Source organism: Pseudomonas sp. TE12234 (assembly GCF_054061835.1).
Map to the genome: position 1 here is coordinate 71,473 of NZ_JBSSEP010000020.1, position 13,887 is coordinate 85,359.

The following is a 13,887-nucleotide window of genomic DNA, read 5'->3' on the forward strand; positions in this document are numbered from 1 at the left end:
AAGGGCCGCTTTTTCAATAAAATCGAACCTTGACTGCCATTGATCTGTGTCTACGGGATCAAGGGCCATTCATACTGCCTGTCTACCACCACTCATTCCTCCAAGATCGACACCCATGCCTGAAGAGTTCGAAGTTCCCAGCCCACATGAGCAGCATATTGAGCACACTACCCATCATGCGCATGCACAAGGCGACGGCTTTGCCAGCAAGATTGCGGTGATGACAGCCATCATGGCGACCGTCGGTGCCTTGATGAGCTACCAGGCCGGCTCAACGGAGAGTGAGGCGGCCATGGACAAAAACAACGCCGCCATCCAGAAGACCGAAGCCGCCAACGAGTGGAATTACTACCAGGCCAAGTCCAGCCGGCAGAACCTGTCGGACCTGGCGAGCCATCTCCCGGGGCTGGATTCCGCCCACTATGCCGCTGAGGCGCGGCGGTACGGGGAACAGAAAGAAGAGGCGCGCAAGAAGGCTGAAACATTCGAACAAGCGGCACGCGAGTGGGACGAGAAGTCAGAGCAGGTGCTGCATCAGCATCACCGCTGGGCCCAGGCAATGACGGCGATTCAAATCGCCATTTCGCTGGCGGCCATTACCTTGCTGACGCGTAAGGAATGGCTCAAACGGGTCTCGTTTGGTGCCGCCGGCGTTGGCGTTTTGTTGGGTTCGATGGCCTGGCTGCATATCTAAGCGCGGTGATCAGCCGTTCGCTGGCTGAATATTCCCGGGGATTTCGAACGCATGGACGCGATCCACGGTCACTCAGGCAACCCGGCCAGGCGCAGTCCATCGGCGAAGCGTGCAAAATCCTCGGGACGCTGGATCGGCAACCAGTCTTTCAGGTTGCAAAGGCGCAAGGCGGGATCCAGCTCCCGTAGCCGCTGCATTGCCAACCTCGCTTTATCCATTCGTCCACTGAGGGCATGACTGGCCGCCAGCAGGGCCACTGGGGGCAGGAAACTGGGCAGATTGCCCAAGCCCTTTTCCGCCCAATCCGTCGCGAGATCCAAACGCCCGGCGAAGAAATGCGCCAGGGCCATCCCGACCTGCATCCTGAACATTTCCGGGTCCAGCGGACTCAAGCGGACGGCATGGGTCAGGTGCTCGATGGCGGCGTCTGTTTCACCACGCAGTGCGCGCAGGATGCCGCCCAGGAACCAGGCCGGGGCGAGGTTGGGATTGAGCAGGCGTGCCCTGTCGAGCAAGGCAATGCCGCCGTCCACATCACCGGTGAGATGGCTCAATGCATGACCGCCTCGGGTCAACGCGACCGCATCATCCCGGCCAAGCGCCACCGCCAGACGCGCAAGCCGTACGCCCTCAGCGATCTCTTGCGCCTGATCGGTCATCCAGCCATTGATCTTGCGCCAGAAGTGGCACCAGGCGGCCATGCCATAGGCCGAGGCAAATTCCCCATCGAGCTCGATGGCCTTGTAGAACAACGGCAGCGCCTCGTCGAGGGCTTCCCGGGTACCGTTGTGCAGTTTTGCCATGGCGCGCAAATAGTAGTCGTAGGCGTCCAGGCTTTCCGTCGGTTTGCGTTTGGCGCGTTCGATTTCTGCCCGTTCGAGTTGCGGTGCAATGGCACCGACGACGCTTTGGGTGATTTGATCCTGCAGCTCGAAGAGGTCGTTGAGCGCGCCTTCGAAACGCTCCGCCCAGATATGCGTCCCGCTCGTCGCATCGATGAGTTGCCCGGTGATGCGTACCCTGTTTCCGCACTTGCGCACGCTGCCTTCGAGCAGGTAGCGAACGCCCAGCGCCTGGCTGATGCCCTTGGCGTCCACCGTCTGCCCCTTGTAGGTGAAGCTCGAATTGCGCGCGATGACGAACAGCCAGCGGATACGCGACAGGGCAGCGATGAGGTCTTCCACGATGCCGTCGGCAAAATACTCCTGCTCCGGATCGCCGCTCAGATTCTGGAAGGGCAAGACGGTAATCGAAGGTTTGTCCGGGAGGACGAGCGAGGAGGGCATTTCCTTCGGCGTCGTGGGCGAGCGTTGGTCGATGGCAGGCCGGTCAGGCTGCCGCGCTTCACCGTTCCCGCCGACCTTGATCTGGCCGACGAAGCGGTAACCCTTGCGGGCGACGGTGCGCACCAGGCGTTGTTCCTCACCGGTATCGCCAATGGCCTTGCGCACCGCATTGATGTGGCTGGTGATCGTCGACTCCGAGACGATCCGGCCGTTCCATACCGCCTTGAGCAGGTCGTCTTTGCTGAGAACGCGATCGGGGTTGTTGACGAACAGCAGCAACAGATCGAACACCTGCGGCCCGACGGTCACGACTTGCCCGCGCAAGGTGAGTTCCCGGCGCTCCTCATCGAGCAGGTAGTCTTCAAACACGAATGGCAAAGTGGGGATCCCCTGGCGAAGCGCCCTCAACTCCGTGTCCCAGGCGGCTGACGATTAGTAGTGGATATTGATGATACGGCAGCGCAAAACCCGCCGCACCGTCTGCGGCCGAGGCAACCTCGGGCTGCGGCATCTTTGGACGAAAATCCAAGCCTGAGTGGAGGGAAACCCACAGCTGGCACAAGGACTTCGTTCATCCACGCAGGCAACCTTCTCTTACACCGACGCAATGGTTGCAGTCGACACGTGGAGAAAGCCCATGAAGATCGTCGTCATCGGAGGCTCCGGCCTCATCGGATCAAAACTTGTGAAGAACCTGCGCGAGCGCGGCCATGACGTGCTCGCAGCCAGCCCCAGCACGGGCGTCAACAGCATCACCCGCGAGGGCCTGGCCGAGGCGATGGACGGGGCCGATATCGTCGTCGACGTGGCGAACGCGCCGTCGTGGGAGGACCAGGCCGTCCTTGAGTTCTTCGAAACCTCGAGCCGTAACCTGCTGGCCGCCGAAGCGGCTGCCGGGGTCCGGCATCACGTCGCGCTGTCGATTGTCGGGACCGAGCGGCTGCCCGAAAACGGCTACTTCCGGGCCAAGGTTGCACAGGAGAACCTGATCAAGGCGTCCGGCATTCCTTACTCCATTCTGCGTGCCACGCAGTTCTTCGAATTCGTCGGCGGCATTGCCGATTCGTTTACCGTCGGCGAAGAACTTTGCGTTTCGCCAGCGCTGATCCAGCCGTTGGCGTCCGACGACGTGGTGGCGGCACTCACCGACGTCGTGCTGGCAGCGCCGCTCAATGGCACGGTCGAAGTCGCGGGGCCCGAGGCCATGCCGATTGACGAGCTGATCAGGCGCTTTCTGCGGGCCACTCGGGATACTCGCCGGGTCGTACCGGACGTACACGCGCGCTATTACGGCGCCGTGCTTGACGATCAATCGCTGACCCCCGGCCACAACCCGCGCCTGGGGACGATCCGTTTCGAAGACTGGCTCAACCGGTCAATGGCGCAAGCAAGCCGCTGAAGCCTCCAGCGACAGCTCAGGAAGGCGTCGCCCCGATCATGGGGCGCGCCGTCATCACACCTACCCAAGAAGGAGTATCGTCATGGTTGCCCGATTTCTATTGGCTGCGGCTTTCGCCGCACTGTCGATCGGCACAGCGTCGGCCACTGAGCCGCCCCCCGGCAAGGTGACCGTCGTGTTTGACCGTCCCATTCCCAATATCCCCGGCAAGAGCATGAAGGGGGTGGTCGTCGAGTATGGGCCGGGTGCCGCATCGCCATCCCACACCCATCCGAAAACGGCCTTCATCTATGCCACGGTGCTGGAGGGGGCGTTTCGCATCAAAGTCAAAGGCCAGCCGGAAAGGATCTACCACGTCGGCGAAAACTTCGTAGAGGAGCCGGGCTCCGTGCACGAAGTCAGCGCCAACGCCAGCGACACCGAGCCTGCACGCCTGTTGGCGGTGTTCGTTCTCGACACCGGCGAACAGACGCTGGTCACGCCTATCAAGAAGTGAGCGGGTCAACGCGCTCATAGAAGCTCGACAGCAGCGCCAGGGCGGCAGACCAGTGCCGCCCTGGCATTCCTTTGTCCTGGTTTTGGGAAGGGTGCCGGGGGATAAGAAACAGAGGCAAAGCGTGTATGACGGCATGGGGTTGGACATACAAAATGACCCGAACAGGCAACATGACTTTTTCTTCATGTTCAGCAGTCGCGTTGAAGCGCCGTCTACACTCAGACCCTATAAGACACACCTGCCGCAACCGGCAAGTTGCGGTGATAGTTATCGGGTCCTGCCACTGCGCACATACTCCGAGAGCAGTTCAATGAAACTGAATGACGCTCTGCACAGGGATAATAACAATGCGGATTTACTGCGTCTTATAGCGGCTTGCGCTGTTATTTGGGGGCATGCTTACGCGCTGGTTCCAGGGTCTACGACGACAGAGCCTATAGGGCAGTTACTTGGGTTTGACTATTCGGGATCGCTGGCCGTTGAATTCTTTTTTTTCTTGAGCGGTATTCTTGTAACGAATAGCTGGATAAACAATAGTTCACCCCTTAATTTTATATTGGCACGGTTTTTTCGGGTGTTCCCGGCCGTCCTCGTCAGCGCGGCCGCTTGCGTGTTACTGCTTGGGCCGATGCTCACCACACTGCCGCTGAATAGTTATTTTTCCAATAGCACCGTTTTTACAGCAATATTTCGTCACCCCTATGTCGAATATTCTTTGCCCGGCGTGTTTGAACATAGCAACAACCCGCTGACCAATGGATCTATCTGGACGATCCGATATGAACTCATCATGTACGCCATGTTGCTGGCCGCAGGGCTCTGCGGAGTATTCCGTCATAAGCTCTTCGCAACGGTGGTTCTAATCTCAATACTTGCCATTTCAATGTTTTTCCCGGAAGAAGTTGAAATGATTGGCCTGATGAACGTCAATATTGGCGGTCGCCTCCCGGCCTTCTTTGCCTTTGGCGCTCTTCTTGCGCTTTACAAAGATCAGGCAAGTATCAATATCCGTATCGTTTCCGGTTTAATTCTCTTTGCCTGGATCTGCCGGCATGGGTCGGCGTTCCAGTTTGTGTTTTATCCGGCATTTTTGATAACGGCGCTTTGGCTGATGACCACCGAGCCAATCAAGGCGTTGCGGCTTCCAGGCGACTTTTCGTATGGTGTTTATGTCTTCGGATGGCCAATACAACAGGTCATGGCCGCTGTTTTCCCGAATTTCGGCGTTCATGCAAATCAGGTTGTTACGATCGCTGCATCTCTCGCGTTGGCCAGTATTTCCTGGTTCGTAATTGAAAAGCCCTGTATCCGCTATGGTCGCCAGTTAGGTCGGCATTTTGCTGCGCGTAGTAGCCGTGAAGCCAATGCAGAGGCGACGCTGGTGACGGTTCGTAGACCCAGCGAATAACGACGGGCATGTGAGTCGTCACTGCGCCAAGAGGGGGGGCTATGTTTTCAGTCCTTTCTAAACCACTTGATCAAAGATCATCGGGCCGGAGTGGGTTTTGCCCCAACACATTTTTTTGGATTAAACACTGGACACTCTCCCGCGGTTAAACAGCCACAACCGATGCAGCCTTCCAGGCTCATCGACAGCATGCTTAGTTGGCCGTTACATCACGCGTTGAAAAATAAAACGTGAGAAACCACAGAATCAGGGCGGTAGCGCTGATCAAGGCGCCCAGCAGGCTTACCGCCATCCAGCCCCATAGCGCATAAACCTGGGTCGCGGCGGCGGCCCCCAGCGCGCTACCGACCGAGTAGAAGCACATGTAGGCGCCGACCATGCGACTTTGGGCGTCGGGTCGTGCAGCAAAAATCAGGCTCTGGTTGGTGACGTGAACCGCTTGCACCGCGAAGTCGAGCAACACGACGCCGCAGACCAGTGCGATCAGGGATATCTCGGCAAACGTAATGGGCAACCAGGACAGCGTCAGCAGCCCCAGCGAAATACCGGTCACTCGTTGCCCCAGGCCTTGGTCGGCCCAGCGACCGGCTCTACTGGCCGCAAGGGCACCGGCGACGCCGGCCAGTCCAAACAGGCCGATGGCAGTGTGTGAGAGCGACAGCGGCGGGGCACTCAACGGCAGCACCATGGATGTCCATAGCACGGAAAAAGCGGCAAAGATCAGCAAGGCCAGAAGGCCCCTGACGCGTAAAGTGCGTTCGGTGATGAACAGTTTGAAGAGCGAACGCATGAGCGCCAGGTAGGTGTCCTGGTGCTTTGGCGGCGCAGTGAAAGGCGCCACTTTCCACAGCACCGCCGCGATGGTCAGCATCAATCCCGAGGACACGAAGTAAACGGCGCGCCAGCCCGCCATATCCGCAATCAGGCCGGAGGTAAACCGCGCCAGAAGAATGCCCAGGACAATTCCACTGGTTACCGTCCCGACTGCCTGCCCGCGTTGTGAGGGGGTTGCCAGCACGGCGGCGTAGGCCACCAATACCTGAACGACCACTGCCAATAGGCCCATCATGATCATGGCAGCCAACAGGGCCAGCCATTGCTGTGCTGCACCGACCGCCGCGAGCGTCACCGCCGACAGCAGTACCTGCGTCAGAATCAGCCGTTTACGGTTTACCAAATCGCCCAGCGGGACTATGAACAGCAACCCCAACGCGTAACCGACTTGAGTGGCCGTCACCACGACTCCGATCATCGATGAGGCCACGTTCAGGCTCCGGGCCATGGAGTCGAGTAACGGTTGTGCGAAGTAAACGTTGGCGACTGCCAGTGCGCAGGTGACAGAAAACAATAACGTGAGCGACGGCGAAAGCCCTGGATACCGGTCGGACCTGCTGCTGTCGCCGGTATCCGAAGGCGGCAATCGCGCAGGCTGTGTGGAGAACCGTTTGGTGGCTGAGTCGGCATCTGCTGTCATGTACACCTCCATGGCGTTAAACTGGTTTCAATTAAAAACTGGATTCCATTGTTGCGGCATCTGGTTTTTAATTGCAACCACATTGTTCAAGGTCAATAAGATGGAAGAAGACGTCTCACCACAGAGCAACGAATGCCCGGTAGCCAGAGCACTGGAGGCCATCGGGGATCGTTGGTCGCTCATGATCATCCGCGACGCTTTTGATGACATTCGCCGCTTCAGCGAATTTCAAAAGAGCCTGGGCGTGGCGAAAAATATCCTGGCATCGAGACTCAAGACGTTGGTTGAGGTCGGGGTTTTCGATGTGCGACCGGCGTCCGATGGCAGCGCCTACAAGGAGTACGTCCTTACGGAAAAAGGACGGGAAATCTTTCCGGTGGTGGTCAGCCTGCGGCAATGGGGCGAACGTTACCTGTTCAAGCCGCAGGAGACGCGTTCGGTGTTGATGGACAACCAGTCCGGCCAGCCTCTGATGCCGATAGATGTCCGCTCAGCAAACGGTCAGAAGCTGGGCCCGTCTGACTGCCACAGAGTGAGACGGGTGGGCGGCGAGTCGTGAATCGACAGCCGACCCGCCTCCCACTGATCGTCAGGCAAATCGAGCTTCATTTGACCTGATTCGATGGATAAAGACCGGCAAGCCGCGCAATCACGACGCCCACGTAAAAAACGCCTGAAAACTCTTCGACCATCACCAGTGAACGAGCGTGGTTGGTCAATGGGAGGACATCTCCGTAACCGGTGGTCGTGAGCGTCGTGAAGCTGAAATAGATCAGTTTGAAGAACGTACCGGGCTGCATGAAGTCGAGGCGGCCAGGGCCGAATGAACCCGCGCTGGATATCTCGACCAGGGCATAGATGAAGGACCAGACGAAGGCCAGCATGATGTAACCCGCAAGCGCGCCATGCAGCTTGTCGGCGGTTATGGGCCCGCGCCTGAGAACATAGCGAATCACGCTGCTGAACGAGACGGTAAGAGACACCGTATAAGCGATCCCGGCAAGATCAAGAATCTTGATGCTTTCAGTCCACAACGCTGCCCATAGAAGACCGACCCCAAGCAACGCCAGGCCCAGTTTGAGGATGACTCCCCGCCGAGTCTGCCTGGCAGCAAAGGCACCCACGAGCAGCACGATTGAAGACACAATGCCGAGCAACGTGCGCGCAAATATGCCCTCCTCAAGAAAGGGAAACAGCAGGATCAATCCCAGTAAGAGCAGCAATAGATAGGTGCAGGGCCCTTGCCCTATCAGCAACTGAGCCAGGTCCGCGTCGGTTTCGGCTTTATCCTGCGAATCTGTCATACCGGTTTCCCCGAGAGGTCATGACCCATGGTGGATTCTAGCTACGGCTACCTTTCAGCACTTTGAGGTTTCAGATCCCATGCCTTGAGTTTTTTTGCCGCGGTTCCGAAAGGCCCCAGTTGGTAAACGGCCGCGCCGACGGGTGAGAAGACAAATGGCTGGAATGGCTCGGCATTCATTTTGTCGAGATAGTCACGTGGCGCAACTCCCGTGCTCACATGGGGATTGAAATGCTCGCCAGACATTTTCGGGACGAATGTCGATACGTACTGGATGAGCGCCGCGTCATTGCGGGGATCGTCGTGCGCCGCGGTGAACGCTTCAATCGGGCCGCTTTCTACGGTGAAAGGCTCAACCGCGGCAATGATGTCCTCTTGCAACTTGATGATTTCCGGCGTTGGCCTCGCGCAAATGCCGGCGACCCCGAGCGCTCCAGCGGGCGCGTAATAGTATTTGAACGCCTCCAGTTTCATGGCGCTCACATGGGCGCTCAGGAGAACCTTTTCCGCGGCGGCATAGACCTTGTCCAGATCCTCCGTGCGGACGAAACGCTGAACCAGCGTGATGTGCGGCCGGTGTTCGGCATCCAGGGCGAAACCTTTCGGAAACACGGCGAGCAGTCGGGCGTTATTGGCGTCGGAGTGCTTGAGCATCGTGCTGTCGGGCTCCAGGAGGATGTCGATGGCGGTGACCCCGGACGGCGCGCCGATCGCGGTAAACGCCAGCATACAAGTCACCAGGGCGGCCAGAATCGTTTGTACACCCAGGTTTTTCATCGGTGCGGCTCTCAAGATAGAGGCCGCGCCCAGTGATCAAGGGGCGGCTCCGGAAGGAAGGGGAGTGGCAGCCTGGATCAGGCTGCCGCGGTATCACTAGTTAGGCATAGGTATGGTGATGCCTTCCTTCTCCAGGTCCTCCCGTACCGACTGGAATTTCTGGTACTTGGAAATTTCGATCGGGCCGTCATAACCCATGCTTTGAAGTTTGCGTGGTGGATATTGAACATAGGTTTTCATCAGTTTCGTAATTGCTGTGCTGATAGGCACCATAGTCCAGGTGCGCTCAGTGTAGTTGTTCATGAAAATGTCGTAGCGCTCCTGAGGATCCTGCAGCAGGTCAAACACCTGCGGCACCGTCGCCACGTATTTGGTCGGGCCTTTCCAGCCCTGGTTGGTGTCGACGGCCAGCCCGCCTGTCACGGCGCCATCGTCGCCACGCAGGTTGAACACTGCCTTGTAGTTACCGACACGCGCGGCACCGGGCGACAGTTCGTTCTCGGTGAAATAGAACCACTCTTTACGCGGGTCAGGGCCGGTGCCGAGCAGCACCGGGGTCATATCGTAACTGTCGAAGATGATCGGTTTACCTTCGCGGTCTTTCTCCGGCAGCTTGACGCCGGCCACAGAAGCGAAGGTCGCCATCAAATCGAGGCCACCGATGATGTCGTGATTTTTGACGTTCGGTTTGATTTTTCCCGGCCAGGCCATGATGGCCGGAACCCGGTTGCCACCCTCGCGCACCGTACCCTTGGTGCCACGGAAAGGCGTGTAGCCAGCGTCCGGGTACACATCCTGCCACGCACCGTTATCGGTCGTGTAAACCACCAGGGTGTTTTTATCCAGTCCCAGTGCCTTCAGCTTGTCCATGATGCGGCCGATGCGGGTATCGAGCTCAACCACGGAGTCGGCGTATTTCGACTTGGAGATCGACTTGTGAACGAACTCCGGCGCCGGCATGTTCGGCTGGTGCACCTTCATGAAGTTGACGTTGATAAAGAAGGGTTTATTGGATTTGGCCGCCGTATCGAGAAACTCCATCGTGGCTTTTTCCACATAGTTGTCGAAGAACGGAATGCCAACCACACCGGGTTTGCCATCAACAACCGGCGTGTCGACGTACTGACCGTTGATCTTGAAGTCCTCTACCGCTTTTTCACCGGCTTTTCCCGACAGTGCGCCCCGTGTCACTTTGGCAAACATCGCGCGGGTTTCATCATCCATGTCCGGGAACCATGTAGGGTCCGCGTAGGTGTAGGCGTTCAGGTGATACAGGCCGACGTATTTCATCACGTCGTAACCTTGAGCATTGGGCAGGGCGTAATCATCTTCGCCCAAGTGCCACTTGCCGGTGAAATAGGTGTCGTAACCACCGGTTTTGAGTACCGAGGCCAGTGTCCATTCCGCCGCCGGCAAGCCACCACCCTGACCCTGAAAGGCCACCGTGGTCATGCCGCTGCGGTTGGGGATGCGCCCGGTTTGCATGGCGGCCCGGCCTGGTGTGCAACTGGGTTGCGCATAGAAGGAGAAGAAGGTGGTTCCCTCGGCGGCGAGTTCATCAATGTTGGGCGTCGGCATGCCTCGACCTACACCCCCGCCATAAGGGCCCAGGTCACCGTAGCCCGTATCGTCGGAGACGATGAACAGGATGTTTGGTTTTTCGTTTTGTGCGGCCTGGGCAAAGCCATTCAGTGCCATCAGCAACGAACACATAACGTAAAATCCAGGGCGATGTAGATGCCTTTTCATGTCTGGTTTCCTTTCTCAAAAGTCGATCCTTTGCTCACCCAACAATGCGATGAGTGCAAGCCAAGGACCCTGCGAGGGACCACCCAATCAACAGCCTGGACAGTTCTGGAGACTCGCTAACGTCGAAATAGAAATTCCCGCACACTATTCAGGGTTAACGTCGAAGCCTAGTACGAATGGAATCTTCTGGTATGGCGTTTTGGAGTCATTCGTCGACTTTGTCGCTCACCGTTCGCTCTGCTTGAACGTTGGGGCGTGTTGGAAGCCGTTTGTCAGTGACCGCTGTTGGCTGCTTCCTGTCATCGATTCAACCAAGCCACAAATCAGCTAACCACTCCGATCAGGCCGCCCAGCGCAGCCCGGCGACACTCAGCAGGATCGAACCGATCCAGAAAAATCGCCAGAACGACACTCCGTCACCCAGCCAATACATGCCAACGATGGCTGTGCCGGCAGCGCCAATGCCGGTCCAGACGGCATAGGCGGTGCCTACCGGCAGAACCCGCAATGCCATCGTCAATAAATACAAACTACCAGCCAGCACCACGAAGGTTGCGGCGAGCAGCCAGGGCCGTTCCAGGCCATTTGCGGATTTCAAGCCGATGGCAAAAGCGATTTCCAGGAATCCGGCGGCGATCAAGAGTAACCAGGAAGTGGTGTAAGTCATTCGACAAGACCTGTGGTGGCAAAAAAAAAGCGAGCCGATGAAGGCTCGCCAAAGGGAGGTAAACGTTAGTTGGCCAACAATTTGCCCTTGAACAGACTGGCCAGGGTTTTCACGGTCAGCACGCTCAGTGCCGCAGTGAGGAACAGCAGGATCGCAGCCGCGATGACCATCAGTGCGGTGTTGTCCTGGGCATGGGCATATTTCAGTGCCGCATTGCTCAGGGCCGCGATGGGAAAGCTGATGGCCCACCACGAAGGGGCAAAGGGCACATCGCGACGGAACACTTTGAAGCTCAACACCACGAACAGGAACAACCCGAAGTAGAACAACACACTGGCAAACCGGTCGATCTCGCCGAACACGTTGGTGTACGCCAGGAAGCCGACTTCAAAGGGCGCAATCAGCACCATCAGCGAAGGCACCATGCCTTTGGCCAGGGCGGCTTGATGCACCAGCCGCGAAAAGATCCGGGTGTAGAAAACCAGTGCCAGCACCACACCCACGGCGAGGGCAAACAGGTTGAACTCCGCAGCCCAGGCCATGGGCATGTGCGCACCGGTTACGGCGATGTCGAGGGTGGCAACGCCAGGGATCAGCCAGGCGGGTACCGCATTCGATGGATCCTGGCCACCCGACAACAAGCGTGAAGCCACCAGGCCGGCGAGCAACACAGTCAGTACGCTGCCCAGTATCCACAATGCCTGTCCGAGCCATTGGCTGTGGGGTGCTGCTACGGCGGAAAGCAGGAGCAGTGCGATGGTAACGGTGCCGAAAAAGTTGCTGGCGATAGGGTGATTGAATTCGGCCCGTACCGCTTCAGGGTGCTTCCACCACTTGGTCAGGTAACCCAGGGTCAGCAGCACGAATGCAAGGCCGGCAAACGCACCAATCGCTTCACCCAACAGGCCACCAACGCCGTAGAACTGACCGCTCAAGCGCCAGGCCAGACCCAGGCCTGCCAGGCCCATGACTGAACCGAACAGATTGATGGGCAGGTTTTTGATGGATGTCGTGCCACGCGTGACCGATTGAGTTGCAGCGATGGTAGGGGTGTATGCAGTGTTCATGGCAGTCTCCCGTTTGACTGAATTTGCTGTTGGAGCTATTTTCAGCCAAATAGGTTGTGGCTGAAATAGTCGCATAGCGACGTATTCAGCCAATGATTCGACGAGGACAGACATCATGCGCATCACCCTGCTGGCATTCCCTCGTGTACAGCTGCTGGACGTGGTGGGCCCAGCAGATGTCTTCGCCGAGGCGGCTAAACAGCTGGGCAATCCACGGGCCTACCGGGTCGAAGTGATCGGCACCCACAAAGGGGTGATCAAGGGCTCCAGCGGTTTGAAGCTCAGCATCGACGAGACATTCGAAACCTATAAAGGCAGGATCGACACCTTGCTTGTGGCCGGCAGCCCGCACATCGAGGAAATCGCCTTGAACCCCGAGTTGCAGCAATGGCTGTGCCGGCAGGCGAAAACCGTGCGGCGTATCGGCTCGGTCTGTAGCGGTGCTTTCCTGCTGGCCGCCGCTGGCCTGCTCGATGGACGCCATGTCACGACGCACTGGAATTCCAGCGCGAAACTTGCCAGGGAACACCCGCAAACCCACGTCGACCCCGACAGCATTTTCATCAAGGACGGCAATGTCTACACCTCGGCGGGTGTCACCGCCGGCATGGACCTGGCGCTGGCACTGGTGGAAGAGGATCACGGCAGGGAGCTGGCGCTGAGCGTCGCCCGTGAGATGGTGATGTTCTTCAAGCGACCTGGCGGCCAATCGCAATTCAGTGCGCAACTGGCCGCGCAAACCGCCGAGCGCAGTGTCATCCGAAATGTGCAGGACTATGTTGTCGAACACCTGAAGGCCGACTTGAGCGTGCCCACCCTGGCCGCACGCGCCGGCATGAGCGAGCGCAACTTTGCTCGCACCTTCAAGGCTGAAACCGGCTCGACGCCGGCCGAGTTCGTCGAGCTGGCCCGCATCGATGCGGCCAGACGGATGATCGAGGATTCGGATGTGTCACTCAAACGTCTGGCCGATAACGTGGGCTATGCCAATACGGACGGATTCAGAAGGGCGTTCATGCGGCGTCTCGGGGTCGGGCCGAGTGATTATCGAAAGCGCTTTTCATCCGGCACTCAAACGCCGTGACAAGCCACTATGACCATCAGCGCGAGAAAACAGGCCAGCTGAATGCTGAAGAAGGTAAATCGCACCGCCACGAACCTGTTGGTCTGCACATGGGACACGTGCACCAGAGACTGAAACACGCGGGCGATCAGGACGAGTATGGACAAGCCGTTCACCGCCGGGCCGTTGAGACCCAGGGCTGAAATCACGAACACAATCACGGCGAAGACAGGCAGGTTTTCCACACAGTTGGCGTGTGCCCTTGTCCCGCGTCGATACCAATCCTGGCCTTCGAGCTGATCGCTGCGGAAGGAGGCAATGGGAACATTCGAGAACAGGATGGCGACCCAGCGATAGACCCCGACGGTTGCCATCAACAGCAGCAACGTCCAGGCCGCAAACCCGAGCAGCATCCACATCGGTATCGTCATGGCAGCCATCCTCAATGGATCATTTCAGGGCATCAGCCCGCCGCCCGTGACCGGCGGGCTGCCGGCCGCGCGC

The 13,887-nt window shown here is 58.2% G+C and carries 14 protein-coding genes; 6 read left to right on the forward strand and 8 right to left on the reverse strand.

Going from position 1 to position 13,887, the window contains the following annotated elements:
• Positions 1 to 115 precede the first annotated feature (115 nt).
• Positions 116 to 694 (forward strand): DUF4337 domain-containing protein, encoded by a 579-nt coding sequence (locus ACVWYU_RS25350; RefSeq protein ID WP_390955613.1) that lies wholly within the window; start codon positions 116 to 118, stop codon positions 692 to 694.
• 68 nt (positions 695 to 762) lie between these two features.
• On the opposite strand, the gene ACVWYU_RS25355 is transcribed toward ACVWYU_RS25350, so the two are convergent.
• Positions 763 to 2,358 (reverse strand): winged helix-turn-helix domain-containing tetratricopeptide repeat protein, encoded by a 1,596-nt coding sequence (locus ACVWYU_RS25355; protein WP_457373985.1) that lies wholly within the window; start codon positions 2,356 to 2,358, stop codon positions 763 to 765.
• Positions 2,359 to 2,617: 259 nt separating this feature from the next.
• Here ACVWYU_RS25355 and ACVWYU_RS25360 point away from each other — a divergent pair, with 259 nt between their 5' ends.
• From ACVWYU_RS25360 to ACVWYU_RS25370, 3 genes are all read left to right on the forward strand, one after another.
• Positions 2,618 to 3,379: an SDR family oxidoreductase gene (locus ACVWYU_RS25360; protein ID WP_457373986.1), complete on the forward strand. Its 762-nt coding sequence runs from the start codon at positions 2,618 to 2,620 to the stop codon at positions 3,377 to 3,379.
• Positions 3,380 to 3,461: 82 nt separating this feature from the next.
• Entirely contained in the window at positions 3,462 to 3,875 is a 414-nt protein-coding gene (locus tag ACVWYU_RS25365; protein ID WP_457373987.1) for a cupin domain-containing protein, read from the forward strand.
• 310 nt (positions 3,876 to 4,185) lie between these two features.
• Positions 4,186 to 5,283: an acyltransferase family protein gene (locus ACVWYU_RS25370; RefSeq protein ID WP_457373988.1), complete on the forward strand. Its 1,098-nt coding sequence runs from the start codon at positions 4,186 to 4,188 to the stop codon at positions 5,281 to 5,283.
• A 193-nt stretch (positions 5,284 to 5,476) separates the two neighbouring features.
• Here ACVWYU_RS25370 and ACVWYU_RS25375 read toward each other — a convergent pair whose 3' ends face one another.
• Entirely contained in the window at positions 5,477 to 6,757 is a 1,281-nt protein-coding gene (locus tag ACVWYU_RS25375) for an MFS transporter (RefSeq protein ID WP_457373989.1), read from the reverse strand.
• A 100-nt stretch (positions 6,758 to 6,857) separates the two neighbouring features.
• Here ACVWYU_RS25375 and ACVWYU_RS25380 point away from each other — a divergent pair, with 100 nt between their 5' ends.
• The gene (locus tag ACVWYU_RS25380) at positions 6,858 to 7,316 is read left to right on the forward strand and encodes a winged helix-turn-helix transcriptional regulator (protein ID WP_390959909.1); all 459 of its coding nucleotides are present in this window, start codon (positions 6,858 to 6,860) and stop codon (positions 7,314 to 7,316) included.
• A gap of 46 nt (positions 7,317 to 7,362) precedes the next feature.
• On the opposite strand, the gene ACVWYU_RS25385 is transcribed toward ACVWYU_RS25380, so the two are convergent.
• The 5 genes from ACVWYU_RS25385 to ACVWYU_RS25405 all read right to left on the reverse strand — a co-directional run bounded on the left by ACVWYU_RS25385 (position 7,363) and on the right by ACVWYU_RS25405 (position 12,320).
• Entirely contained in the window at positions 7,363 to 8,061 is a 699-nt protein-coding gene (locus ACVWYU_RS25385) for a potassium channel family protein (RefSeq protein WP_247256807.1), read from the reverse strand.
• Between the two features lie 47 nt (positions 8,062 to 8,108).
• Complete coding sequence (locus tag ACVWYU_RS25390; protein ID WP_457373990.1) at positions 8,109 to 8,837, reverse strand: hypothetical protein; 729 nt, start codon at positions 8,835 to 8,837, stop codon at positions 8,109 to 8,111.
• 96 nt (positions 8,838 to 8,933) lie between these two features.
• Positions 8,934 to 10,586 (reverse strand): arylsulfatase, encoded by a 1,653-nt coding sequence (locus tag ACVWYU_RS25395; protein WP_457373991.1) that lies wholly within the window; start codon positions 10,584 to 10,586, stop codon positions 8,934 to 8,936.
• A 340-nt stretch (positions 10,587 to 10,926) separates the two neighbouring features.
• Entirely contained in the window at positions 10,927 to 11,253 is a 327-nt protein-coding gene (locus ACVWYU_RS25400) for a DMT family transporter (RefSeq protein ID WP_457373992.1), read from the reverse strand.
• A gap of 65 nt (positions 11,254 to 11,318) precedes the next feature.
• Entirely contained in the window at positions 11,319 to 12,320 is a 1,002-nt protein-coding gene (locus ACVWYU_RS25405; RefSeq protein ID WP_090323142.1) for an SLAC1 anion channel family protein, read from the reverse strand.
• 115 nt (positions 12,321 to 12,435) lie between these two features.
• Here ACVWYU_RS25405 and ACVWYU_RS25410 point away from each other — a divergent pair, with 115 nt between their 5' ends.
• Entirely contained in the window at positions 12,436 to 13,404 is a 969-nt protein-coding gene (locus ACVWYU_RS25410) for a GlxA family transcriptional regulator (RefSeq protein WP_457373993.1), read from the forward strand.
• Here ACVWYU_RS25410 and ACVWYU_RS25415 read toward each other — a convergent pair.
• Positions 13,392 to 13,814 carry an MAPEG family protein gene (locus ACVWYU_RS25415; RefSeq protein ID WP_457374023.1) on the reverse strand — a complete coding sequence of 141 codons (423 nt, stop codon included), beginning with the start codon at positions 13,812 to 13,814 and terminating at the stop codon, positions 13,392 to 13,394. The genes ACVWYU_RS25410 and ACVWYU_RS25415 overlap by 13 nt on opposite strands.
• Between the last annotated feature and the right edge of the window lie 73 nt (positions 13,815 to 13,887).